This window comes from Phenylobacterium montanum, from assembly GCF_018135625.1.
Taxonomy (GTDB): domain Bacteria; phylum Pseudomonadota; class Alphaproteobacteria; order Caulobacterales; family Caulobacteraceae; genus Poindextera; species Poindextera montana.
Genome location: NZ_CP073078.1, coordinates 3,363,178 through 3,386,998, shown reverse-complemented (window position 1 = coordinate 3,386,998; position 23,821 = coordinate 3,363,178). Strand labels below are relative to the sequence as shown.

At 69.4% G+C, this 23,821-nt stretch carries 24 protein-coding genes; 21 read left to right on the top strand and 3 right to left on the bottom strand.

Features of this window, described 5'->3' with window-relative positions; all coding sequences use genetic code 11:
• The first annotated feature begins 11 nt into the window (after nucleotides 1-11).
• The 17 genes from murJ to trmB all read left to right on the top strand — a co-directional run bounded on the left by murJ (nucleotide 12) and on the right by trmB (nucleotide 15,020).
• Entirely contained in the window at nucleotides 12-1,649 is a 1,638-nt protein-coding gene (gene murJ, locus KCG34_RS15225; RefSeq protein WP_367576001.1) for a murein biosynthesis integral membrane protein MurJ, read from the top strand.
• Nucleotides 1,650-1,813: 164 nt separating this feature from the next.
• The gene (trpS, locus tag KCG34_RS15220) at nucleotides 1,814-2,854 is read left to right on the top strand and encodes a tryptophan--tRNA ligase (RefSeq protein ID WP_211936492.1); all 1,041 of its coding nucleotides are present in this window, start codon (nucleotides 1,814-1,816) and stop codon (nucleotides 2,852-2,854) included.
• Between the two features lie 73 nt (nucleotides 2,855-2,927).
• Nucleotides 2,928-3,401, top strand: coding sequence for a copper chaperone PCu(A)C (locus KCG34_RS15215; RefSeq protein WP_211936491.1), 474 nt, complete (start codon nucleotides 2,928-2,930; stop codon nucleotides 3,399-3,401).
• Nucleotides 3,402-3,461: 60 nt separating this feature from the next.
• Nucleotides 3,462-4,046 carry a NifU family protein gene (locus KCG34_RS15210; protein WP_211936490.1) on the top strand — a complete coding sequence of 195 codons (585 nt, stop codon included), beginning with the start codon at nucleotides 3,462-3,464 and terminating at the stop codon, nucleotides 4,044-4,046.
• A gap of 42 nt (nucleotides 4,047-4,088) precedes the next feature.
• The gene (locus tag KCG34_RS15205) at nucleotides 4,089-4,679 is read left to right on the top strand and encodes a malonic semialdehyde reductase (protein ID WP_211936489.1); all 591 of its coding nucleotides are present in this window, start codon (nucleotides 4,089-4,091) and stop codon (nucleotides 4,677-4,679) included.
• A gap of 9 nt (nucleotides 4,680-4,688) precedes the next feature.
• Nucleotides 4,689-5,303 carry a DUF1131 family protein gene (locus KCG34_RS15200; protein ID WP_211936488.1) on the top strand — a complete coding sequence of 205 codons (615 nt, stop codon included), beginning with the start codon at nucleotides 4,689-4,691 and terminating at the stop codon, nucleotides 5,301-5,303.
• Nucleotides 5,304-5,313: 10 nt separating this feature from the next.
• Nucleotides 5,314-5,970, top strand: coding sequence for a tRNA (adenosine(37)-N6)-threonylcarbamoyltransferase complex dimerization subunit type 1 TsaB (tsaB, locus tag KCG34_RS15195; protein ID WP_211936487.1), 657 nt, complete (start codon nucleotides 5,314-5,316; stop codon nucleotides 5,968-5,970).
• Nucleotides 5,967-6,425, top strand: coding sequence for a ribosomal protein S18-alanine N-acetyltransferase (rimI, locus tag KCG34_RS15190; RefSeq protein ID WP_211936486.1), 459 nt, complete (start codon nucleotides 5,967-5,969; stop codon nucleotides 6,423-6,425). Before tsaB ends, rimI begins: the two co-directional genes overlap by 4 nt.
• A 190-nt stretch (nucleotides 6,426-6,615) precedes the next feature.
• On the top strand, nucleotides 6,616-7,032 hold the full coding sequence (locus KCG34_RS15185) for a Fur family transcriptional regulator (RefSeq protein ID WP_211936485.1): 417 nt from the start codon (nucleotides 6,616-6,618) through the stop codon (nucleotides 7,030-7,032).
• 56 nt (nucleotides 7,033-7,088) lie between these two features.
• Nucleotides 7,089-8,441 carry a tRNA (N6-isopentenyl adenosine(37)-C2)-methylthiotransferase MiaB gene (gene miaB, locus KCG34_RS15180; RefSeq protein WP_211936484.1) on the top strand — a complete coding sequence of 451 codons (1,353 nt, stop codon included), beginning with the start codon at nucleotides 7,089-7,091 and terminating at the stop codon, nucleotides 8,439-8,441.
• A complete protein-coding gene (locus tag KCG34_RS15175) occupies nucleotides 8,438-9,391 on the top strand; it encodes a PhoH family protein (protein WP_211936483.1) in 954 nt (317 codons plus the stop codon). The genes miaB and KCG34_RS15175 overlap by 4 nt, the downstream gene beginning before the upstream one ends.
• The gene (gene ybeY / locus KCG34_RS15170) at nucleotides 9,385-9,861 is read left to right on the top strand and encodes an rRNA maturation RNase YbeY (protein WP_211940836.1); all 477 of its coding nucleotides are present in this window, start codon (nucleotides 9,385-9,387) and stop codon (nucleotides 9,859-9,861) included. The genes KCG34_RS15175 and ybeY overlap by 7 nt, the downstream gene beginning before the upstream one ends.
• Nucleotides 9,854-10,780 (top strand): hemolysin family protein, encoded by a 927-nt coding sequence (locus tag KCG34_RS15165; RefSeq protein ID WP_211936482.1) that lies wholly within the window; start codon nucleotides 9,854-9,856, stop codon nucleotides 10,778-10,780. The genes ybeY and KCG34_RS15165 overlap by 8 nt, the downstream gene beginning before the upstream one ends.
• On the top strand, nucleotides 10,780-12,378 hold the full coding sequence (lnt, locus tag KCG34_RS15160) for an apolipoprotein N-acyltransferase (RefSeq protein ID WP_211936481.1): 1,599 nt from the start codon (nucleotides 10,780-10,782) through the stop codon (nucleotides 12,376-12,378). Before KCG34_RS15165 ends, lnt begins: the two co-directional genes overlap by 1 nt.
• 79 nt (nucleotides 12,379-12,457) lie before the next feature.
• Nucleotides 12,458-12,895, top strand: a complete 438-nt coding sequence (locus tag KCG34_RS15155) for a helix-turn-helix domain-containing protein (protein WP_211936480.1) — start codon at nucleotides 12,458-12,460, stop codon at nucleotides 12,893-12,895.
• Nucleotides 12,896-13,065: 170 nt separating this feature from the next.
• Nucleotides 13,066-14,232 (top strand): methionine adenosyltransferase, encoded by a 1,167-nt coding sequence (gene metK, locus KCG34_RS15150; RefSeq protein WP_211936479.1) that lies wholly within the window; start codon nucleotides 13,066-13,068, stop codon nucleotides 14,230-14,232.
• Nucleotides 14,233-14,336: 104 nt separating this feature from the next.
• Nucleotides 14,337-15,020 carry a tRNA (guanosine(46)-N7)-methyltransferase TrmB gene (gene trmB, locus KCG34_RS15145; RefSeq protein WP_211936478.1) on the top strand — a complete coding sequence of 228 codons (684 nt, stop codon included), beginning with the start codon at nucleotides 14,337-14,339 and terminating at the stop codon, nucleotides 15,018-15,020.
• A gap of 10 nt (nucleotides 15,021-15,030) precedes the next feature.
• Here the strand turns inward: trmB and KCG34_RS15140 are convergent, their stop codons facing one another.
• Both KCG34_RS15140 and KCG34_RS15135 read right to left on the bottom strand, forming a co-directional pair.
• A complete protein-coding gene (locus tag KCG34_RS15140) occupies nucleotides 15,031-15,600 on the bottom strand; it encodes a hypothetical protein (RefSeq protein ID WP_211936477.1) in 570 nt (189 codons plus the stop codon).
• Nucleotides 15,600-16,439: a hypothetical protein gene (locus tag KCG34_RS15135; RefSeq protein ID WP_211936476.1), complete on the bottom strand. Its 840-nt coding sequence runs from the start codon at nucleotides 16,437-16,439 to the stop codon at nucleotides 15,600-15,602. Before KCG34_RS15135 ends, KCG34_RS15140 begins: the two co-directional genes overlap by 1 nt.
• Before the next feature lie 354 nt (nucleotides 16,440-16,793).
• On the opposite strand from KCG34_RS15135, the gene rimP reads away from it, so the two are divergent.
• The 4 genes from rimP to infB all read left to right on the top strand — a co-directional run bounded on the left by rimP (nucleotide 16,794) and on the right by infB (nucleotide 22,932).
• Nucleotides 16,794-17,345 (top strand): ribosome maturation factor RimP, encoded by a 552-nt coding sequence (gene rimP / locus KCG34_RS15130; RefSeq protein WP_211936475.1) that lies wholly within the window; start codon nucleotides 16,794-16,796, stop codon nucleotides 17,343-17,345.
• 5 nt (nucleotides 17,346-17,350) lie between these two features.
• Nucleotides 17,351-18,988 (top strand): transcription termination factor NusA, encoded by a 1,638-nt coding sequence (gene nusA / locus KCG34_RS15125; protein ID WP_211936474.1) that lies wholly within the window; start codon nucleotides 17,351-17,353, stop codon nucleotides 18,986-18,988.
• 210 nt (nucleotides 18,989-19,198) lie between these two features.
• Nucleotides 19,199-19,762 carry an RNA-binding protein gene (locus KCG34_RS15120; RefSeq protein WP_249138036.1) on the top strand — a complete coding sequence of 188 codons (564 nt, stop codon included), beginning with the start codon at nucleotides 19,199-19,201 and terminating at the stop codon, nucleotides 19,760-19,762.
• A 104-nt stretch (nucleotides 19,763-19,866) separates the two neighbouring features.
• Complete coding sequence (infB, locus tag KCG34_RS15115) at nucleotides 19,867-22,932, top strand: translation initiation factor IF-2 (protein WP_211936473.1); 3,066 nt, start codon at nucleotides 19,867-19,869, stop codon at nucleotides 22,930-22,932.
• A gap of 40 nt (nucleotides 22,933-22,972) precedes the next feature.
• Here the strand turns inward: infB and gluQRS are convergent, their stop codons facing one another.
• Complete coding sequence (gene gluQRS, locus KCG34_RS15110; RefSeq protein WP_211936472.1) at nucleotides 22,973-23,818, bottom strand: tRNA glutamyl-Q(34) synthetase GluQRS; 846 nt, start codon at nucleotides 23,816-23,818, stop codon at nucleotides 22,973-22,975.
• Nucleotides 23,819-23,821 lie beyond the last annotated feature (3 nt).

Genomic DNA, 23,821 nt, shown 5'->3' with positions numbered 1-23,821 from the left:
GCGCACCGCCCGTGACCGCCGAACCCGACGCCGCCCCCGCCGCCAAAGCCGATCCCGCCTCGCCCGTCCGTTCGGGCCGCTCGGGCATGATCCGCTCCTCGATGATCTATTCCGGCCTGACCCTGGTCAGCCGGGTGATGGGCTTCGCGCGCGACCTGGCCATCACCTATCGCATGGGGGCCAGCGCGACCTTCGCCGCCGACGCCTTCAACACCGCCTTCGCCTTCCCCAACCTGTTCCGGCGCATCTTCGCCGAAGGCGCCTTCGCCGCCGCCTTCGTGCCGGCCTACGCCCGCTCGCTGGAGCGGGACGGCGAGGAGGTGGCCGACATCCTGGCCGCCGACGCCATGGCCACCCTCGCCGCGGCGACGCTGGCCCTGACGGTGTTCGCCGAGCTGACCATGCCCTGGCTGATGTTCCTGATCGCCCCGGGTTTCGCCGCCAATCCGGCCAAGTTCAAGCTGGCCATCTTCCTGACCCAGATCACCATGCCCTACCTGCCGTGCATGGCGATCTACGCCCACCTGTCGGGGGTGCTGAATGCGAGGAACCGCTTCGTCCTGTCGGGCGCGGCGCCGATCCTTTTGAACCTCTGGACTTTGGTCACCGTACTGCCGGCGACGACGCCGGTGGCGGCGGCCAAGGCGGCCTCGATCGGGGTGATCCTGGCCGGGGTGTCCCAGGCCGGGCTGCTCTGGTGGGGCGTGAACAGGTCCGGGGCGCGGGTCGACTGGCGCTGGCCGCGGCTGACGCCGGAGATCAGGAAGCTGATCGCGCTCGCCGTGCCCGGCGCCATCGCCGCCAGCGTCAGCCAGATCAACGTGTTTGTCTCCGGGGTGCTGGTCTCGCCGATCAACGGCGCTCGCTCGTGGCTGTCGGTCTGCGATCGTCTGTATCAGCTGCCGCAAGGGCTGGTGGGCGTGGCGATCGGCGTCGCGCTCCTGCCCCGGCTGTCGCGCGCGGTGCAGGCCGAGGATCATCCGGGCGCCCGCTCGGCCATGGACGAGGCCATCACCTTCGCCATGGCCCTGACCCTGCCGGCGGCGGCCGCCCTGTTCGCCATCCCCTTCTTCCTGATCGACGGCCTGTTCACCCGCGGCGCCTTCCACGTCAGCGACGCCCATCAGGTGGCCCTGGCGCTGAGGCAATATGGCTGGGGCGTGCCGGCTTTTGTCCTGTCGCAGATCGTCACCCGCGCCTTCTTCGCCCGCCAGGACACCCGGACGCCGATGCGCTACGCCATCGTCTCGGTGGTGGTGAACATCGCCGCCGGCGTGACCCTGTTCCATTTCATCGGCGTCCAGGGCATAGCCGCGGCCACCAGCCTGGCCTCCTGGGTCAATGTGCTGATGATGGCCTGGACCCTGCATCAGCGCGGCGACTATTCGCCGACCGGCCGCGCCTGGTCCAAGCTCGCCCGCATCCTCGCCGCCAGCGTAGCCCTCGGGCTGCTCCTGGGCGCCGTTTCTCACGAGCGGCCGCTGGTCGAGGCGGTGATTGGCCATCTGCCGATCGCGGGACGCCACGCCAAGGAGATCGCCATTCTCGCGGTGCTGGTCCTGGCCGGCGCCGCCTACCCGTTCCTGCTGTTCGCCTCGGGCGGCCTGACCCTGGCCGAGATGCGGGCGGCGACCCGCCGCCGGGGTTGATCGGCCCCGAAAGCTTGCCCTCAAAACCACTTCGGTCTAGAGCCCTGGCCATGGCCAGCTTGGATTGCAATCTCCGGCGATGGCGCGGCGCGCGCTTCTGACGACGCCCCGGCGTGCGCGTCTGCGTGCGCTATAAGACCGTTCCTCCAAGTTCGAGCCTTCCCATGACCGACCAAGCCCCCGCCGCCTATGCCGGCCCCGAGCGCGTCCTGTCCGGCGTGCAGCCCTCCGGCGCCCTGCACCTGGGCAACTACCTGGGCGCGCTGAAGAAGTTCGTCGACCTGCAGCACCGCATGCAGTGCTTCATCTTCGTCGCCGACCAGCACGCCATCACCGTCTGGCAGGAGCCGGCGCAGCTGGCCGCCCAGACGCGAGAGATCGCCGCCGCCTATCTCGCCTCGGGCCTCGACCCCAAGGTCGCGACCATATTCCCGCAGTCGGCCGTGCGCGCCCATGTCGACCTGGCCTGGATCTTCAACTGCGTCGCCCGCCTCGGCTGGCTCGACCGCATGACCCAGTTCAAGGAGAAGACCGGCAAGCACAAGGAGCGGGCCAGCGTCGGTCTCTACACCTACCCGGTGCTGCAGGCCGCCGACATCCTGATCTACAAGGCCACCCACGTGCCGGTGGGCGAGGACCAGAAGCAGCACCTGGAGCTGACCCGGGACATCGCCCAGAAGTTCAACAACGACTTCGCCGCGCCGGGCTTCTTCCCCCTGCCCGAGCCCCTGATCGAGGGCCCCGGCGCGCGGGTGATGTCGCTGCGTGACGGCGCGGCCAAGATGAGCAAGTCCGATCCGTCGGACTATTCGCGCATCAACCTGTTGGACGACAAGGACGCCATCGACCAGAAGGTGCGCAAGGCGCGGACCGATCCCGAGCCGCTGCCGGCTGATCTGGAGGCGCTGAGGGCGCGGCCCGAGGCCGACAACCTGGTGGGCATCTACGGCGCCCTGGCCGGCCAGACCAAGGCCGAGGTGCTGGCCCGCTTCGCCGGGCAAGGCTTCGGCGCCTTCAAGCCGGCCCTGGCCGAGCTGATGGTCGAGACCATCGCCCCGATCGGCGCCGAGATGCGCCGGCTGTTGGGCGACCCGGCCGAACTTGACCGCATCCTGGCCGACGGGGCGGAGCGCGCCGCCGCCGTGGCCGAGCCGATCCTGGAGGAGACGCGGCGGATCGTGGGTTTCTGGCGGGCGGTGAAGTAGGAGCCGGAGACCCAACCCTGGCCATCCGGCCGCGCCTGTCCTAATCCTCTGGCCCTGCGCCAAAGGAGTTCCCATGCGTCGCCTGGTCCCGTTCGCCGCCCTCCTGGCCCTGTTGGCGGTTCCCGCCCATGCCGACCCGCACCAGGTCAAGGCCGGATCTCTGGTGATCGCTTCGCGCACGGTGCGGGCGAGCATCGGCCATACGCCGAACACCGCCGCCTATCTGACCATCGCCAACGGCGGCTCCACGCCCGACCGGCTGGTCTCGGCCTCCTGCGCCTGCGCCGACAAGGTCGAGATCCACACCATGCAGGAGATGAAGGGCATGATGATGATGGGCGACGCCGGGCCGGTGGAGATTCCGCCGCACGGCTCGGTCACCTTCCATCCCGGCGGGCGTCACCTGATGCTGACCGGCCTGAAGGAAAAGCTGCTCGACGGCGGCCAGCAGGAGATCACCCTGGTGTTCGAGCATGCCGGCAAGGTCACGGTCAGCTTCAACATCCGCGCCAAGATCGCCGCCGACGGCGCCCCGCCCGTTCACTGAGCTTGCGCCCGGCTGCAGGACGCGCCATCTGAGAGCCGTTCGCGGAGCCTCTTTGCAGCCATGTTCATCCAGACCGAGACCACCCCCAATCCCGACGTGCTGAAGTTCCTGCCCGGACGCGACGTCCTGGGCGAGGGCTCGCGCGAGTTTCGAAACGTCGACGAGGCTGAGGCCTCGCCCCTGGCCGAGGCCATCTTCGCCCTGGAGGGTGTGCGGCGCGTGTTCCTGGGTTCGGACTTCCTGACCGTGACCAAGGACGGCGCGGGCCTGTCCTGGCCGCAGCTGAAGGCGCCGGTGCTGGCCGCGATCATGGAGCACTTCACCTCGGGCGCCCCGGTGCTGCGCGAAGCCGCGGCGGCGGGCGGCGGCGGTGAGGGCCACGACGACACCGAATATGCGGGCGAGACCGCCCAGATTGTGGCCGAGATCAAGGACCTGCTGGACAGCCGCATCCGTCCGGCCGTGGCCCAGGACGGCGGCGACATCCTGTTCGACCGCTTCGAGGTCGAGACCGGCGTCGTCTGGCTGCACATGCGCGGCGCCTGTTCAGGCTGCCCCTCTTCTTCGGCCACGCTGAAGGCAGGGGTCGAGAACATGCTGAAGCACTACGTGCCGGAGGTGACTCGGGTGGAGCAGGTGCTGTAGGGCTGCGCGCCAGATCCTGATCAGAGACTGGGGAATCCGACCTTGAGCCACGCCCTCGACGACGCCGCCCTGGACGTCCTCTTCCGCAGCGCCCGCACCCGCAACGGCTGGGTGGAGGAGCCGATCGCCGAGGAGGTCATGCGGGCGATCTACGACCTGACCAAGATGGGTCCGACCTCGGCCAATATGAGCCCGGCCCGCTTCGTCTGGTGCGTGACGCCCGAGGGCAAGGAGAAGCTGGCGGCTCTGGCCAGCGAGACCAACGGAGCCAAGATCCGCCAGGCCCCGGCGACTGTGATCGTCGGCTACGACCTCGACTTTCCCGAAACCCTGCCCAAGCTGTTCCCGCACAATCCGGACGCCAAGAACTGGTTCAACGATCCGGCGATGCGCGAGAGCGGCGCGTTCCGCAATTCCAGCCTGCAGGGCGCCTATCTGATCATCGCCGCCCGATCACTGGGCTACGACACTGGCCCCATGTCCGGGTTCAACAACGCGGCGGTGGACGCGGCCTTCTTCGCCGGGACGCGAATCAAGTCGAACTTCATTTGCTCGATCGGTCACGGGACCGAGCACAACCTGTTCCCCCGCTCGCCCCGCCTGTCGTTTGAAGAGGCTTGCCGGATCGTCTAACCAGGGGTCATGACCCCGCGGTTCGCAGCGCTCGCCTTCCTGATGCTTGTAGCCGGATGTGCGCCCCGTCACGTCGAGGCGCCGGCGCCCCCGGCGACGCCCTACGAGGGCGGCGTGCTGACCGCCGAGCCTTGGGGCGTGGGGCCGATCCGCTGGGACACCTATTTCGAGAGCCCTCGGATCAAGGAGCTGTTCCCCAAGGCCATCGTCCAGGACGGCGAGGTGCAGATCTCCGAGGACGAGACCCGCTCGGTGATCACGGTCAGCCAGGACGGCGCCCAGATGCTGGAGATTGTCGATGGCTTCGGCAATTTCCCGGGCACGGACGACCCCAAGATCGGTACGGTGCGGCTGGTGGGCGGTGCAGTGCGCGGCCCCCACGGCGAGCATATCGGCATGGGCTGGAAGGACGCCCACTTCGACCTTTCCCAGTGCGAGCTGGGCGCCGACCGCGACCGCGACGCCATGGTCTGCGCCCGGCCGAACGAGGGGGCGGTGACCTTCGTCTTCGCCATACCGGGCTGGAAGTCGATGGAGTTCCCGCCGGACTCGCTGCTCAGGGCCAAGGGCTTTTTGCGCGCCATCGTCTGGAAGCCGATCAAGCCGCTGAAGGCCAAGGGTTGAGGCGGCGCGGATGAAGCTCTTGGCCCTCGACACCTGCCTCGACGCCTGCTCGGCCGCCCTGCGGACTGACGCCGCGGTCGTCGCCGCGATCACCGAGCCGATGCGCCGCGGCCACCAGGAGCGGCTGGCCCCCATGGTCGCCGAGCTGATGGACGGCGCCGGCTGGCGCTTCGGCGATTTGGACCGCATCGCCGTGACTGTAGGGCCGGGCTCGTTCACCGGCCTTCGGGTCGGCCTCGCCTTCGCCAAGGGCTTGGCCCTGGCGTTGGATAAGCCCTGCGTCGGCGTCGGCGTGCTTGAAGCCTTGGCGCGAGGCGCGGGGACCAAGGGCTTCGTCGCCGCCTGCCTCGACGCCAAGCGGGGGCAGGTTTACCTGCAGATCTTCATCGACGGGCGGGCGGCGATGGCCCCCGACGTGCTGCCGGTCGAGATCGCCGCCGCCCGGCTGGCCGAGCTGTGGCCCGGCGGGCCGGCGAAGCTGGTCGGCTCGGGGGCGCCCCTCCTGGCGCCCGTGCTGGCCGAGACCGAGACCCTGACGCCTGCCGCCGCGGACCCTGTGGCCATAGCCGAGATCGCCGCCGCTGCGCGCGAGCCCTTCCCGCCGCCGCGGCCGCTTTATCTGCGGCCGCCGGACGCCAAGCTGCCGGGTGGGATCGACCCGCCGTGACCCTGCGCCCGGCCTTGCCCGAGGACACGCCGGCCCTGGCCGCCCTGCACGCTGCGAGCTTTGTAGCGCCCTGGGGCGCGCAGGAGATCGCCGACCTGCTTGCCGGGCCGGGCGGCTTCGGCCTGGTGATCGAGGCGGCCAATGGGAGCCCGGCCGGCTTCATCCTCTGCCGCGTCGTGGTCGGCGAGGCCGAGGTCCTGACCCTGGCGGTGGCGCCCGAGACACGCGGCCAGGGCCTGGGCCGGGTGTTGATGCAGGCGGCCCTGGGCCTTGCCCGCACGGCCGGCGCCGAGACCATGTTTCTGGAGGTGGCGGCCGACAACGCGCCGGCCCTGGCCCTCTATCGCGGTCTCGGCTTCGAGCGGATCGGCCTTCGCCCCGGCTATTACGCCCACGGCGGGCGCGGGCCCATAGACGCCCTGGTCTATCGGCTCAGCCTGAATGCGCCGACTTGAGGCAAATCAAGGCCGCGAGGGCTTGACGACGGCAAGCTGATCGGGTGACAGGCCCGCACCCAATCTGGGCGCGAATCCGAAGGAGCGGGGGCGGGGGAACGTCAGTTGCATCCGCGTCGCGATGGCGCCCGCACTTTTGCCAGACACGCCGACGGCCTATGTTGCGGCCGGAGGCCCCCGGAGACGAGCTTTGGACCGGATCGAGAAACTCTGCATCGAAAAAGGCATGCGCATGACGGACCAGCGCCGCGTGGTGGCGCGCGTCCTCTCCCAGGCCCAGGACCACCCGGACGTCGAGGAGCTGTACCGCCGCTCGCACGCCCAGGACCCGCACATCTCGATCGCCACGGTCTACCGCACGGTGCGCCTGTTCGAAGAGGCCGGCATCATCGAGCGCCACGACTTCCGCGACGGCCGCTCGCGCTACGAAGAGGCGCCGGACGTGCATCACGACCATCTGATCGACATGCGCTCCGGCCGGGTGATCGAGTTCGTCGACCCCGAGATCGAGGCGCTGCAGGCGGCCATCGCCAAGCGGCTCGGCTTCAGGCTGGTCGACCATCGGCTCGAACTCTACGGCGTGCCGGCCGACGAGACCGAGAACTAGACGCCCGGAACGGTCGGCGCCTTGAATGCGCGGCCCCGCGCGCCCATAAGGCCGATATGACCGACACCGCGCCCAGCAAGCGCCTGTTCATCAAGACCTATGGCTGTCAGATGAACGTCTATGACAGCGAGCGCATGGCCGATGTCCTGCGCCCGCTGGGCTATGCCATCACCGAGGAGGCCGAAGGCGCCGACCTGGTGGTGCTGAACACCTGCCACATCCGCGAGAAGGCGGCCGAGAAGGTCTATTCCGAGCTCGGCCGGATCAAGGCGATGAAGGCGCGCAAGGCGGATGCCGGCGGGGCCATGACCATCGCCGTGGCCGGCTGCGTGGCCCAGGCCGAGGGCGAGGAGATCATGATCCGCCAGCCGGCGGTGGATCTGGTGGTCGGGCCCCAGGCCTATCACCAGTTGCCCGAGCTGATCGCCCGCGCCCACCGGGCCCGCGGCGAGCGGCTGTCGGCCGAGTTCGCGGCGGACGAAAAGTTCGACGCCCTGCCCAAGGCCCGCCACGCCGGCGGGGTCACCGCCTTCCTGACCGTGCAGGAGGGCTGCGACAAGTTCTGCACCTTCTGCGTGGTGCCCTATACGCGCGGCGCCGAATTCTCCCGCCCGGTGGGCGACATCGTCGCAGAGGCCGAGGACCTTGCCCGCCAGGGCGTGCGCGAGGTCACGCTTCTGGGCCAGAACGTCAACGCCTATGCCGGCGAGGGCGGCCTGGCCGGCCTGGTCCGCCGCCTGGCCCAGGTCGATGGCCTGGACCGGATCCGCTACACCACCAGCCATCCCCGCGACATGGACGAGGCCCTGATCGCCGCCCATGGCGAGGTGGAAGCCCTGATGCCCTACCTGCATCTGCCGGTGCAGGCGGGCGCCGACCGGGTGCTGCGGGCGATGAACCGCGGCCATACCGCGGCGAGCTACCTGAAGCTGGTGGAGAAGATCCGCGCCGCGCGGCCGGACATGGCCCTCTCGGGCGATTTCATCGTCGGCTTCCCCGGCGAGACCGAGAAGGAGTTCCAGGCCACCCTCGACCTGGTCTCCGAGGTCAAATACGGCTCGGCCTTCGCCTTCAAATATTCCAAGCGTCCCGGCACCCCCGCCGCCGCCATGCCCGGCCAGGTGGCCGAGGAGGTCAAGGAGGAGCGGCTGGCCCGGCTCCTGGCCTTGCTGTCCGAGCAGCAGGCGGCGTTCAACGCCGCGCAGGTCGGACGCACCCTGCCGGTGCTGTTCGAACGGCCTGGCCGCAAGGCCGGCCAGGTGGTCGGCCGCAGCCCCTATCTGCAGCCGGTGCACATCGAGGGGCCGCAAAGCCTGATCGGCCGGATCGCGCCGGTGGCGATCAGCGCCAGCGCCAAGGGCAGCTTGACGGGATCGCTGGCCGAAGACCCGGCGATGGCGCTCGCTTGAGCCGCGACACCCGAGAGTTCCTGCCGCTGCCGGACGAGGTCGTGCGCGCCGTCGCCGGCCCCAACAGCCGCCATGCCGCCCTGATCGAGGACGCCTTCCACGTGCTCCTGGAGACCCCCGGCGGCGGCGTGTCCCTGGCGGGCGATTCCAAGGCCCGCGCCGGCGCCAAGCGCGCCATCCAGGCGATCGCCAAGCGGGTCGAAGCCGGCGCCGAGGTGGCCGAGGCCGACGTGCGCCTGGCCGCCGGCGCAGCCCGCCGCGGCGAGGCCTCGCCCAAGGGCGGCGAGCTGCCGCTGGGCCGCCGCGGCGCCATCTCGGCCAAGACCGCGGCCCAGGCCCGCTATCTGGAGATGCTGGCCAAGCACACCCTGGTGTTCGGCCTGGGCCCCGCCGGCACCGGTAAGACCTTCCTGGCCGTGGCCCATGGCGCTGGCATGCTGCTGCGCGGCGAGGTCGATCGGCTGATCGTCACCCGGCCCGCGGTCGAGGCTGGCGAGCGGCTGGGCTTTCTGCCCGGCGACATGAACGAGAAGGTCGACCCCTACATGGCCCCCGTCTGGGAGGCCATGTCCGACATCCTGGGGGCCGAACAGCTGCGCCGCCGCCGCGAGAAGGGCGAGATCGAGGTCGCGCCAATCGCCTTCATGCGCGGCCGCACCCTCAGCCACGCCTTCGTCATCGTCGACGAGGCCCAGAACGCCTCGCGCCTGCAGATGAAGATGGTGCTGACGCGCCTGGGCGAAGGCGCGCGCATGGCGGTCACCGGCGACCCCAGCCAGGTCGACCTAGTCAATCCGCGCGACAGCGGGCTTTCGCACGCGGTGCGCCTGCTGGACGGCGTGGAGGACGTGGCCATAGCCCGCTTTGAGGCTGCGGACGTGGTGCGCCATCCGCTGGTGGAGCGCATCGTCAAGGCCTACGACGCCGACGCGACGAAAGACCGATCGTGACCATCGAGGTCGAGATCGAGACCGAGGCCTGGGCCGAGGCCCTGGTCGACGCGGAGGATCTCAGTCGGCGAGCGGCGCTGGCCGCGCTGGAGCAGGCTGAGCAGGCCGGCGGCGGCATCGTGATCCTGCTGACCGGCGACGACGAGGTCGCGGCCTTGAACGCCGATTTCCGTGGCAAGGCCGGGCCGACCAACGTGCTGTCCTTTCCCGCCGCGCCAAACCCCGAGGACCACATCGGCGACATCGCGCTCGCCTTCGGCGTCTGCGCGCGCGAGGCCGAGGCGCAGGGCAAGCCCCTGGCGCACCATCTGCAACACCTGGTGGCGCATGGCGTGCTGCATCTTGTAGGCTACGACCACCAGATGGATTCGGAGGCCGAAGAGATGGAGGCGCTGGAGCGCCGCATCCTGGCGAGGCTGGGGGTTCCTGATCCCTATGCCGGCGAGCGAGACGACGCCGGCCATGGCTGACGAGGACCACGGCGGGCGCTCTCACGGCGATCACGATCGGCCGCGGCCCAGCCGGGGCTTGAGGGCCTGGTTCCGCCGCCTGCGCCGACGCGGCGAGCACGAGCATCATCACCGCCGCGGCGATCCGGCCGAGCCGGCGACGCCCGAAGGCGCGGTCGACATCGTTGACCAGGCCGAGGCCTTCAAGTCCCTGCGCGTCGACGACGTGATGACCCCCCGCGCCGACATCGTGGCGGTGGAGATCTCGTCGACCTTCGAGGACCTTCTGGGCCGGTTCCTCGAGGCCGAGCACACCCGCATGCCGATCTATCGCGAGACCCTGGACGACCCGGTCGGCCAGGTCCACGTCAAGGACGTGTTCAAGATGCTGATCGACGACCGGCTGAAGCCCTCGCCCGACGAGCAGGTGCTGGGCCGGCTGCGCCGCGAGATCCTCTATGTGCCGGGCTCGATGCGCACCGCGGACCTCTTGCTCAAGATGCAGGCCAGCCGGATCCACATGGCCCTGGTGATCGACGAGTTCGGCGGAACCGACGGGGTGGTGACCCTGGAAGACCTGATCGAGGCGGTGGTCGGCGAGATCGACGACGAGCACGACGAGGCCGCCCCCGCCCAGATCGTCGCCCGCGCCGGCGGGGTGTTCGAGGCCGACGGCCGCGCGCCGCTGGAGGAGCTGGAAGAGGCGGTCGGCGAGACCCTGGCGCCCGAGGAACTGGACGAGGACATCGACACGGTCGGCGGCCTGGTCAGCGCGCTGGCGGGCCGCGTGCCGCAGCGAGGTGAGGTGATCGCCCATCCGGCCGGGCTGGATTTCGAGATCACCGACGCCGATCCGCGGCGGGTCAAGCGGCTGCGCATCCGCCGCACCGAGCCCGGCCCCGCCGAACCCGCCCCGGAAGGCGAGATCGCCGAGGGCTGATGCCGCGCCCGTTGCGTCTTTCCGAGCGCGGCCTGCCGGCCTCGGCCCTGTCCCTGGCGGCCGGCGCCCTGGCGGCCCTGGCCTTTCCGCCGTTCGGCTTCCTGCCGGGCCTATTGGGCTATGGCCTCTTGATGAGGCTCGCCGACCTGGAGGGCGCGGCGAGGCCCCTGCGCAGCGCCTTCTGGCGCGGCTGGCTGGCGGGACTGGCCTTCTTCCTGATCTCGACCTGGTGGGTTGCGGAAGCCTTCCTGGTCGACGCGCGGGAACAGGGCTGGATGGCGCCGATCGCCGTGGCTCTGCTGGCCGCGGGTCTTGGCCTCTTCTGGGGTGTTGCGACCCTCCTCTATCGCGCCCTGCGGCCGGGCGGCGCCCTGCGTGTCCTGGTGTTCGCCGGGGCTTTCTGCGGCCTGGAATGGCTGCGGGGCCACATCCTGACCGGCTTTCCGTGGGACCTCGCCGGCGAGACCTGGGCGGCGGGCTCGGCGCCCTCGCAGATGGCCGCCGTAGTCGGCGCCTATGGCCTGGGCTGGATCACGGTCGCCGCCGGGGCCGCCCCCGCCATGCTGGTGGGGGGGCGCAGGTCCCGCCGCGCCTGGGCCGCCGCCGGCCTTTCCGTCGCTTCGATCGGCGGCCTCTATCTCTACGGAAATCACCGCTTGGCCGGGGCCGAAGCCACGCCCAAGGACGCCCCGCTGGTGCGGGTGGTCCAGCCCAGGGTCGCGCAGGAGAGCAAGTACGACGAGCGCATGTTCCGCTCGATCCTCGAGCGCTATGTCGCCCTGACCGCCCGCCCCGCCGCTCGCACGCCGGACATCGTGGTCTGGCCGGAGGGCGCAGTGCCCGATTCCGTCAACGACTACCTGGCCGACGGGACCTGGACCAAGGCGGCGATCGAAGGCGCGCTGAGGCCCGGCCAGACCCTGATCGACGGCGCCTATCGCGTCGCCGGAACGCCTGACCGGCCCATCTACTACAACACCGTGCTGGCGCTGAGAGAGGGCCGCGACGGCCTGGCGGTCACTGGGGTCTACGACAAATTCCGCCTGGTGCCGTTCGGCGAGTACATGCCGATGGACAGCCTGATGGGCCGCATCGGCTTCAAGAGCCTGGTCCATGTCGGCGACGGCTTCACCGCCGGCCCAAGGCCGCATCCCCTGCGCCCGGCGGGGGCGCCGCCGGTCCAGCCCTTGATCTGCTACGAGAGCCTGTTCCCCGGCTTCACCCGCGAAGGCGCGGCCGAGGGCGGGCGAGCGCGCTGGATCGTCAATGTCTCTAACGACGCCTGGTTCGGCCACACCTACGGCCCAGTCCAGCATCTGAACCTGGCCAGCTATCGCGCGATCGAAGAGGGCCTGCCCCTGGTCAGGGCCACGCCGACCGGCGTGTCGGCGGTCATAGACGCCTATGGCCGCATCGTTCCAGGCTCGAGACTGGGCCAGGACGAGATGGGGGTGACCGATACGTTGCTGCCGGCCGCGCTCACTTCGACCCCTTACTTCAGACACGGCGGATCTCTGTACTGGATGATGCTAACGGTGTCAGTCGCGGCCGCCGCCGCATCTTACCGTCGCAATCTGGGGCAAAGATCAGGAATTTAGGTCGACAGGTCGAAGCGACTGGCTCAACTATTCGATTCACGGGCGCCCAAGACCCCAAGAACGGAAAGACCGTCGCGCGATGAATGATAGGATGGAAAGCGACCGCTCACCCAACCCGATTGATGTTCATGTCGGCTTGCAGGTGCGATTAAGGCGCAAGGAACTGAAGATCAGTCAGGAAAAGCTGGCGGAAACGTTGGGACTGACCTTTCAGCAGGTGCAGAAATACGAGCGGGGCGCGAATCGCATTAGCGCCTCCAAGTTGTATGAGATCGCCAGGACCTTACGTGTGCCGATCGGATGGTTCTTCGATGGGCTGGGCGACCCGTCCGCGGGGCGCGGCGAGGCGTCCGGGACGGTGGGTCAAGGCTATGCTCACGACTTCCTGATGACCCAGGAAGGCGCTGATCTGGCCAACCTGTTCCCCAAGATTCCTCAGCGGCGGGTGCGCCGCCGCCTGGTGGATCTGATCCGCTCGCTGGCCGAGAACGACGAAGGCGACGCTGCGGTACTTTGATCGGCGCAGAATGACCGCGGCCGTCGGCTTTGGCGCCGTGCGCTGGAGATTGTGCGCCGCCAGGGCCGACAGTCACTTGCGGATATAAAGATATCTTTATATGGTCCGGCGCTATTCAGGACCGCCGGGCGCAGTGGTGCGCGCGGCGTCGCACGCATGGAGCTGTCCCCTTGGCCCGTACCTCCTACCTGTTCACCAGCGAGTCCGTGTCGGAAGGCCATCCGGACAAGGTCGCGGACCGTATCTCCGACACCGTGGTCGATGCGTTCCTGGGCGCCGATCCCTATGCGCGGGTGGCGTGCGAGACCCTGGTGACCACCAACCGCATCGTGCTGGCCGGCGAGGTTCGCGGGCCGCACGGGGTGATCGAGGGGCTGGAGGACAAGGTCCGCGCGGCGGTCAAGGACATCGGCTACGAGCAGGAGGGCTTCCACTGGAAGAACGCCTCCTACGACTGCTTCCTGCACGAGCAGTCGGCCGACATCGCCATGGGTGTCGACGCCTCCTCGAACAAGGACGAGGGCGCGGGCGACCAGGGGATCATGTTCGGCTACGCCACCAACGAGACGCCGGAGCTGATGCCGGCGACCCTGCAATATTCGCACAATATCCTGAAGAGCCTGGCCGCCGCCCGCCATTCCGGCGAGCGCCCCGAGTTGGAGCCGGACGCCAAGAGCCAGGTCACCCTGCTGTATCAGAACGGCAAGCCGGTGCGCGCCACCTCCATCGTGCTGTCGACCCAGCACAAGGAAGGCTTCACCCCGGCTGACGTCCATGCCCTGGTCGAGCCCTATATCCGTGCCGTGCTGCCGGAGAGCTTCATCACGCCCGAGACCGAGTGGCACGTGAACCCCACCGGCAACTTCGTCATCGGCGGGCCCGATGGCGACGCCGGCCTGACGGGCCGCAAGATCATCGTCGACACCTACGGCGGCGCGGCGCCGCACGGCGGCGGCGCCTTCTCGGGCAAGGATCCGACCAAGGTCGACCGCTCGGCCGCCTATGCCTGCCGCTACTTGGCCAAGAACGTGGTCGCCGCGGGCCTGGCCGATCGCTGCACCATCCAGATCGGCTACGCCATCGGGGTTTCCAAGCCCTTGAGCTTCTACGTAGACCTCCATGGTTCCGACCGCGTCGACCCGGCCAAGCTGGAAAAGGTGCTGCCCGAACTGATCGGCGGCGCCACCCCGCGGGCGATCCGCGAGCACCTGAAGCTGAACCGCCCGATCTACGCCCGCACTGCCGCCTACGGCCACTTCGGCCGCACCCCCGACGCGGACGGCGGCTTCTCCTGGGAAGCCACGGACCTGGTCGGCGAACTGAAGGGGCTGGTCTGAGAAAAATAGGAACCACGAAGCTCACGAAGAACACGAAGGAAAAGCGCCTGCGGTTACGCTGCGCTCTTCGTGCGCTTTGTGTTCTTCGTGGTTAGACCTGTTCCATGACCGCCGACGACCCGACCCACGGCGTCCTGCGCTCCTATGGCCGCATCAAGGCCCGGCCGATCAAGCCGCGCCAGGCGGCGCTGTTGGAAACGCTGGCGCCAAACATCGCCATCCCCGATGGCCCGTTCGATCCCCGCTCGTTGAAGACTGGCGCCGCGGAGGCGTGGCTCGAGATCGGCTTCGGCGGCGGCGAGCACATGGCCGGCCAGGCCGCCCGCCGGCCGGAGGTGCTGATCCTGGGCGTGGAGCCGTTCCTCAACGGAGTCGCCAGCGCGCTGCGCCATGTGGACGAGATGGGCCTTGCCAATGTCCGCATCCATCAGGGCGATGCGCGGGAGGTGCTGGCCCAGATCGCCCCCGCCAGCCTCGACCGCGCCTTCATCCTGTTCCCCGACCCCTGGCCCAAGACCCGCCACCACAAGCGCCGCCTGATCCAGGAAGAGACCATCGCCGCCCTCGCCCGCGCCCTGAAGAGCGGCGGTCGCCTGCGCTTCGCCACCGACTGGAAGGACTACGCCGCCTGGACCCTGGAGCGGATGCTGAAGTCGAAGGACTTCCGATGGCTGGCGGAGCGGGCGGACGACTGGCGCCTGCCGCCGGCCGACCATTTGACCACGCGCTACGAGACCAAGGCGCTGGGCGACTGCGCGCCGGTGTTCCTGGAGTTTGGCCGGATCTGAAGACCTCTGATCATCCCGCCTTAGCGGCGGCCCTGAAGTCGGCGTCCGCCAGCAACGCCCCGATCAGCTTGGGAAACAGGCCCGTATAGTGATTGAACGCATCCGGGATGGCTACGGCGCCCATGAAGTCGGAGTCCCAGTGATCCTCGACCCGGAGGGTCTTCTCGAACACCGGCCGTCCGTCGCGCACCAGGGTGAACTTGGCCGCCAGCGCCGCATGGGCGGTCGGCATGGCGCTGTCGACGTGGGTGTCGGTCACGACGCCGCTGACGACCAGGGTGGCGTTGGGATCGAGCCGACCGGCGCCCTTCAGCTCGGCCTGCAAGGTATCGCCCAGATACTTGGCGAACGAACCGCCGGGCGCCGGCTGGACGCCGGCGCGGACCGCGATGGAGTGGTCCATCTCGGTTGGTCGGCCGGGGCCAGCAACGAAGGTCCCGGTCCGCATCGGCGCCAAGCCGGCGCTGCGCAACGCCTGGACGTTGTCCAGGCTGGCGGTGGGCGGCGGCAGGGGCGTCATGGCGCATCCGGAGGCGCACAGCGCAGCCGTCAGCAGCAACCCGAGGCGAGTCCGACGCATCAGTGCGCCACCGAAGGCGTCGCCCCCGGCGCCGCCTGAGAGGTCGGAGCGGGGGCGGCTGGCGTCGTCGTCGGCGCAGCTTGCTGGGCCGGCGCGGCCGGGGCCTGGTCAGGCGTCGCAACCGGGGCCGGAATCGCAGGTGTCGCCGGCGTGCTGGCGGCGGCGGCCGGCTGGAAGCCCGGATCGGCGGCCACGACATTCAGCGGGTTGGAGACGATCTGGCGGACCATGGTCATGACCGCGCCCCTGGTCCCGCCATCCACTTTTACAGCGTTGGGCGGCGCGCTGTTGATCATGCCGAGCTGGATATAGATCGCGTGCTTGGCCGAAGCGCTGATCTTCGGCGCATTGGGCCCGGGCACGTAGTCGATCGTGCAGATGTAGTCCTCGCGCACCGTGCTGCCGACCACGAAGAAGGTCGCGCCGGTGACGAAACCCTTGGCCTTGGCCTCGTCCATCTCTTGCGGCGAAGGCGCATCGTTGATGGTCACGCTGAGCAGGGCGCCATTGGCGGTCGGGGCGTCGCTGACCTCAGAGAACAGACCGCTGCTCTTGACGGTGTCGACCACCTGCTGCTGGACGAACTTGGTCGCCTTGGCGTTGGGGGCGCCCTTGGTCTGGAACTGGAACAGCAGCTGCACCGGCTGAGGGGTCTTCACCGCAACCTTCTGCTCAGGCTTCAGATCTGGAAGCGCCGCATCCACAAAAGCCCCGGCGCGGGCGGCGCCTGCGAACAGCGCCAGAGCCAGCATCGCCAGCAGTCCGAACAGCCAAGCCGACTTCGAGACGGCCACGTGCCGACCGCGGCCATGCCCGGCCGCGCAATAGCTTGAAATCATGTCATGCCCCCGTCGGACCCCAATGGCCCGCCCGAGCCGACATTCATGGTAAAGCTTGCTGGACGCAATAGTGACACAGGTCACAGCGGCGTTCGCTCTGACCTCTCCAGTTCGGATGTAGTCGCCGGCGATTCGCCGGATCGAGCGGGGCGGACAACTGCAAAAGCCCGCCTTCAAGCAGCCTAGGGAAAATCCAAGGGCGGAAAACGAGATGCTCCGCGAATGCCGCAAAGGGGCTGACAAACGCTCCGGGCCCGTCTATAAACCCTCTCACATCGATCGTTTGCGCTGGATGGCGCTTTCGAGCGGCGGCCGGAAGGCCCGCCGCTTTTTTGTTGGATTTTCGAGGGACCCTTGCGCGGCAAGACGCAGGAAGACCGGAGTTTGCTGGAACTGCTCGACCCGGTGGCCGAGGCGGCGGGCTATGAGATCGTGCGCCTGCGCCTGATGGGCGGGACCCAGTCGCGCCGGCTGCAGGTGATGGCCGAGGACGCTCACGGCGAAATGAACGTCGACGACTGCGCCCGTTTGTCGCGCGCCCTGTCGGAAGTGCTCGACGCGGCCGATCCCATCTCCGGCGACTACCTGCTGGAAGTCTCCAGTCCCGGCATCGACCGCCCCCTGACCCGTCTGAAGGACTTCGAGGCCTATGAGGGCCTGGAGGCGCGGCTGGAGCTGGACCGCTTGGCCGACGGCCGCAAGCGCTTCAAGGGCGAGCTGGCCGGGATCGAGGGCGACAATGTCGCCATCAACCTGGAAGGCGAGGAGGAGACCGCCCTGGTCCCCTTCGCCTGGATCATCGACGCCAAGCTGGTGCTGAACGACGAGTTGATGAAACGCGGCGCCGAGCAACGCCAGGCGCGGCTGGAACACGAACAGGCGTCTTCGGACGCGGACGAGGAGTAGACCCCATGGCCCTGACCGGCGTTTCCGCCAACCGCCAGGAACTCTTGCAGATCGCCGAGGCGGTCGCGCGGGAGAAGTCGATCGAGCGCGAAGTGGTGATCGAGGCGATCGAGGAGGCGATCCAGAAGGCCGCCCGCGCCCGCTACGGCGCTGAGCACGACATCCGCGTGCACATGGACCCCAAGAGCGGCGAGACGGTGATCAAGCGCTTCGTCACCGTGGTCGACGACGAAGAGCCGATCGAGAACGATTACGCCTTCAAGAGCCTGTCTGACGCCAAGCGCGACGACAAGGACGCTTTTGTCGGCAAGGTCTACGAAGAAATCCTGCCGCCGTTCGAGATCGGCCGGGTGCAGACCCAGATGGCCCGCCAGGTGGTCACCGGCAAGGTGCGCGAGGCCGAGCGCGAGCGGCAGCACGAGGAATTCAAGGACCGCGTGGGCGAGATCGTCAACGGCGTGGTCAAGCGGGTCGAATACGGCAACATCATCGTCGACCTGGGCCGCGGCGAAGGCATCGTGCGCCGCGACCAGGCGATCCCGCGCGAGAATTTCCAGGTCGGCGACCGCATCCGCAGCTACATCTACGACGTCCGCCGCGAGGCCAAGGGCCCGCAGATCATGCTCTCCCGCGCCCACGGCGGCTTCATGGCCAAGCTGTTCGCCCAGGAAGTGCCGGAAGTCTATGACGGGGTGATCGAGATCCGCGCCATCGCCCGCGACCCGGGCAGCCGCGCCAAGATGGCGGTGGTGTCCAACGACAGCTCCATCGACCCGGTCGGCGCCTGCGTCGGCATGCGCGGCAGCCGCGTTCAGGCGGTGGTGGCCGAGCTGCAGGGCGAGAAGATCGACATCATCTCCTGGTCGCCGGACGAGGCCACCTTCCTGGTGAACGCGCTTGCGCCCGCCGAAGTCACCAAGGTGGTGATGGACGAGGAGGACGAGCGGGTCGAGGTCGTCGTGCCCGACGAGCAGCTGTCTCTGGCCATCGGCCGCCGCGGCCAGAACGTGCGCCTGGCCAGCCAGCTGACCGGCTGGCAGATCGACATCATGACCGAAAGCCAGGAGAGCGAGCGCCGCCAGCGCGAGTTCGCCGAGCGCACCGCCCTGTTCCAGGAAGCCCTGGACGTGGACGAGGTCATCGCCCAGCTGCTGGTCACCGAAGGTTTCGCCACCGTCGAGGACGTGGCCTATGTCGAGGCGGACGAGATCGCCTCGATCGAAGGCTTCGGCGAGGACACCGCCGAGGAGCTGCAGGCCCGCGCCCGCGACTTCCTGGAAAAGGAAGCCGCCGAACTGGACGAGAAGCGCAAGGCCCTGGGCGTCGAGGACGGCGTGCTCGAGATCGAAGGCGTGACCCTGCCGATCGCCGTGGCCCTGGGCGAAGGCGATGTGAAGACCGTCGAGGACCTGGCCGGCCTGGTGCCTGACGACTTGCGCGGCTGGTTCGAGGTCAAGAATGGCGAGCGGGTGCGCGAATCCGGCATCCTGGAAAGCTTCAGCCTGTCGGCCGAGGCGGCCGAGGCCCTGATCATGAACGCCCGCGTGGCCATGGGCTGGGTCGAGCCGGCGCCGGAAGAGGAATATCTGGAAGAAGGCGAGGAGCTGGCGGAAGAAGCCGAGGCCGAAGCCGAAGAGGGCTGAGCCTTCCGAACCCCTTCCCCTTTGTGGGGGAAGGGCAGGGGATGGGGGTGAACCTCCAACCCCGAAAGCTCGCGCCGACACCCTAACCCCAACCCCTCCCCGCAAGGGGGAGGGGCTTTTCTATGGAGCCACCCCACGACCGACGCCCCATCCCCCGCCACCCACGCCGAGGCGAGCCGCCAGCGGCGGGACCTGGTTTCGGGCCAGGTGATGGACGAGGCGCGGCTGGTGCGGTTCGTGGCCGGGCCGGACGGTTCGGTGGTTCCGGACCTGGCGCGCAAGCTGCCGGGGCGGGGGCTGTGGGTCGCGGCGGATCGGGCTTCGGTGGAGGCGGCGGCGAAGAAGGGCGGCTTCTCGCGGGCGGCCAAGACCAAGCTCTCCGCGCCGGCGGACCTGGCCGATCAGGTTGAATCCCTGCTCAAGCTTCGGATTCTGCAGGGCCTGGGGCTTGCGCGGCGGGCTGGCGAGCTTATTTCGGGGTTCGACGGGGTTTCTCAGGCGATTTTGGCGGGCAAGGCCGCCTGGCTGATCGACGCCTCGGACGGCGCTGCGGACGGGCGGCGCAAGCTTTTGCAGGCCGGCCGCAGGTCCGGTCACCCGCCCCGGCTTCTGGGCGTGTTCGATTCGCAAGAATTGAGTTTGGCCTTGGGGCTTGGAAATGTGATACACCTCGCCTTCCTTGCGGGACGAGGCGCGAAGAGCTGGACAATCGATGTCGAGCGTCTTTCTGGCTTCCGTCCGCTCCTTCCTGAGAGTTGGCGCGAGGAGCCTTGAGAACGGGCCAGGCGCCTCGGCTGCCGATGGCCTGTTCTGCTATGGATTTGCAACGGTAGGGACAGGCCGCGCCACCGGGCTCGGCATGTCAGTAAAGCGAGCGGATGAGCGACGCGAACGACGACGAAAATGGCCGCAACACCAGCGGACGTGCGCCCCTGACCCTGAAACCCAGGCAGGGCGCGGTCAATGCCGGGACGGTCAAGCAGAGCTTCAGCCACGGCCGGTCCAAGACCGTGGTGGTCGAGACCAAGCGGCGGCGCGTGGATGCGCCGGCGCCGACGAATCTTGCCGGCCCCTCGCCCGCCGAGAAGCGCGGCGCCCTGGATGTCCGGCCGCGTGAGCCCCAGGCCCCGCGTCCGGCCGCCCCCGCCGGCGGCCAGGGCGGCCTGAACCTCAGCCAGGAAGAGCTGCGCGCCCGCCAGCGCGTGCTGGAAACCGCCCGCGCCGAGCAGGAGCGCCGCGACGCCGCTCGACGCGCCGAGGAAGACGCCCGCCGGCGCGCCGACGAGGCCCGTCGCCGCGAGGCGGAAGCCGCCGAGCGCGCCGCCCAGGCCGCCGCCCAGCCGGCTCAGCCTGCGCCTGCCGCGCCCCAGGCCCCTGCGCCCGTCGCCGAGGCCCCGCGCCCGGCGCCCGTGGTGGCTCGCGCCCCTGAGCCGCCGCCGCAGCGGGCGCCGGAACCGCGCCCGGCCGAACCGGTTCGCGCCTCCGCCGCCCCGCCGCGGCAGGAAGGCCGTGACCAGCCGCGCCGCGACGACCGCCGTGACGATCGCAGCTCGACCACCACCTACCGGCCCGAGCGCCCGCAGCAGAACGTCAATTTCGGTCAGCGCGGCGAAGTCGCCGGCCGTGGGCCTCGCCCCGAAGGCGGCCCGCGTCCTGATCGCGGTCCCCGCCCCGAAGGCCCCCGTGGCCCGCGTCCCGAGGGCGGCTATCCGCCCCGTGGTCCGCGCGAAGGCGGCCGCCCGGAAGGCGGCGGCCGGTTCGGCGACCGCCCGCCGCGCCAGGGCGAGACCGTCCGCTATTCCGCGCTGAACCCGGCCCCCGCCCCGCGCGGCGATCGTGGACCGCGCCCGCCGGGCATTGGCCGCGCCGAAGCGCCGGCCGGACCCGAGATCCAGCGCGCCACCCGCCAGGCCCCGCGCCCCGGCGGCGGCGTGATCGACCGCCGTCCGGACGACGAGGAAGAAAGCGCCGCCCGCCGCGGCTCCAAGGCCGCCCCGGCCAAGCCGACCCGCAGCGTCAAGGGCGCGCCTCAGCGCCGCGAAGGCCGCCTGACCATCCAGGCCGTGGCCGGCAACGACGACGAGGCCGTCGAACGCATGCGCTCGCTGGCCTCGGTGCGCCGGGCCCGCGAACGCGAGCGCGAAAAGCGCAAGGGCGGGGCCCAGGAACAGGCCCGCACGGCGCGTGAAGTCGTCATTCCCGACGTCATCACCGTGCAGGAACTGGCCAACCGCATGGCCACCCGCGGCGTCGAGATCATCAAGTTCCTGATGCGCCAGGGCCTGATGCTGAAGATCAACGACGTGATCGACAGCGACACCGCCGAGCTGGTGGCCACCGAATTCGGCCATACCGTCCGCCGCGTCTCGGAATCCGACGTCGAAGAAGGCTTCATCGGCGCCGAGGATGTCGACGATCACCTGCTGCCGCGCGCCCCTGTGGTCGCGGTGATGGGTCACGTCGACCACGGCAAGACCAGCCTCTTGGACGCCCTGCGTTCTACGGACGTTGCGGCCGGCGAGCACGGCGGCATCACCCAGCACATCGGCGCCTACCAGGTGCGCCTGCCGAACGGCGAGCGCGTCACCTTCCTGGACACGCCGGGCCACGCGGCCTTCTCGGCCATGCGCGCCCGCGGCGCCAACGTCACCGACATCGTCATCCTGGTGGTGGCGGCCGACGACGGCGTGATGCCCCAGACCATCGAGGCCATCAACCACGCCAAGGCCGCCGGCGCCCCGATCATCGTGGCGGTCAACAAGATCGACAAGCCGGACGCCGACGCGACCCGGGTGGTCAACGAGTTGCTGCAGCACGAGATCGTGGCCGAGAGCCTGGGCGGCGACACCCAGATCGTCGAGGTTTCGGCGACCAAGAAGATCGGCCTGGACAATCTGATCGAAGGCATCCTGCTGCAGGCCGAGCTGATGGACCTGAAGGCCAATCCCGACCGGGTGGCCGACGGCATCGTCATCGAGTCCAAGCTGGATCGCGGCCGCGGCGCGGTGGCCACCGTACTGGTCAAGCGCGGCACCCTGAAGCGCTCGGACATCGTCGTGGCCGGCGCCAACTGGGGCCGCGTTCGCGCCCTGATCAACGAGCGCGACGAGCAGGTGCCCGAGGCCGGCCCGTCCGAGCCGGTGGAGATCCTCGGCCTGGACGGCACGCCCGATCCGGGCGAGCCCTTCGCGGTGGTCGAGAACGAGGCCCGAGCCCGCGAGCTGACCGAATACCGCATCCGCCTGAAGCGCGAAAAGACCGTTGCACCGGCCGGCGTGGCCGGCGCTTCGCTGGCCGACATGATGGCCAAGCTGCAGGACAAGAAGGTCGCCGAACTGCCGCTGATCATCAAGGCGGACGTGCAGGGCTCGGCCGAGGCTATCGTCAGCTCGCTGGAGAAGATCTCCACCGACGAGGTCCGCGCCCGGATCATCCATTCCGGCGCCGGGGCGATCAACGAGAGCGATGTCATGCTGGCCAAGGGGATCGGCGCGCCGGTCCTGGGCTTCAACGTCCGCGCCTCGAAGCAGGCCCGCGACCTTGCCGACCGCGAAGGGGTCGAGATCCGCTACTACGCGATCATCTACGACCTTCTCGACGACATCAAAGGCGTGCTCTCGGGCATGCTGGCGCCGATCCAGCGCGAGACCTTCCTGGGCAACGCCGAGGTGCTGCAGGCCTTCGACATCTCCAAGGTCGGCCGCGTGGCGGGCTGTAAGGTCACCGAAGGCGTGGTGCGAAAAGGCGCCCGCGTCCGGATCGTCCGCGACAACGTGGTCATCCTGGAGCTGGGCACCCTGCAGACGCTCAAGCGCTTCAAGGACGAGGTCAACGAGGTGGTGGTCGGCCAGGAATGCGGCATGGCCTTCGCCAACTTCCAGGACATCAAGCCCGGCGACACCATCGAGTGCTTCACCGTGGAAGAGGTCAAGCGGACGCTGTGATGCTGAGCGCCCCTTCTCCCTTGCGGGGAAGGGGCTTTGCTCAGAACCCCAGTTCGTTCCTGAGCGCGGCTGCGCTCACCCCACGCGCCCGGATTTCCCTCAGGGTCTCGGCCCTGTCGCGCTTGGCGAAGCGTTTGCCGTCTGGGCCGACTAGGAGCCGGTGGTGGCGATAGGTCGGCGTCGGCAGGCCGAGCAGGGCCTGCAGCAGGCGCTGGATGTGCGCCGCCTCGAACAGGTCCTGGCCTCGCACCACGTGGGTTATCCCCTGCAGGGCGTCATCGACCACGACCGCAAGGTGATAGGCGACGCCGAGCCCCTTGCGCGCCAGGATCACATCGCCCGCCGTTTCCGGTCGAGCGCCAATCAGGCCGTGCTCGCCGTTCGGCCCGGCGCCTTCCTCAGTGAAACTCAATGCGTCCCAGGCAGGGCCTAGCCGGGCCCGCGCGGCCTCCAGCGACAACCGCCACGCGAACGGGGCGCCGGTTTCGAGCATCCGCGCCTCCTCGTCGGGCGCCAGGCGCGCGCCGCGATAGGGCGTCTCGGGCCCGTGGGGCGCGCGGGCGATCTCGTCCAGAATCTCGCGGCGGGTCTTGAAGCAGCGATAGACGAGGCCGTCGGCCCTCAGGCGCTCGAGCGCCGCCTGGTAGTCGGCCAGGTGATCCGACTGGCGGCGAACCGGTTGCTCCCATTCGAGGCCCAGCCAGGCGAGGTCTTCGAAGATGGCGGCTTCAAATTCCTGCCGGCAGCGCTCGGTGTCGATGTCCTCGATGCGCAGGATGAAGCGGCCTTGCGCCTCACGTGCAGCTTTGAAAGCCGTCAGGGCGGAAAAGGCGTGGCCGCGATGCAGATAGCCGCTGGGCGATGGCGCGAAGCGGCTGGCGAACAAGGC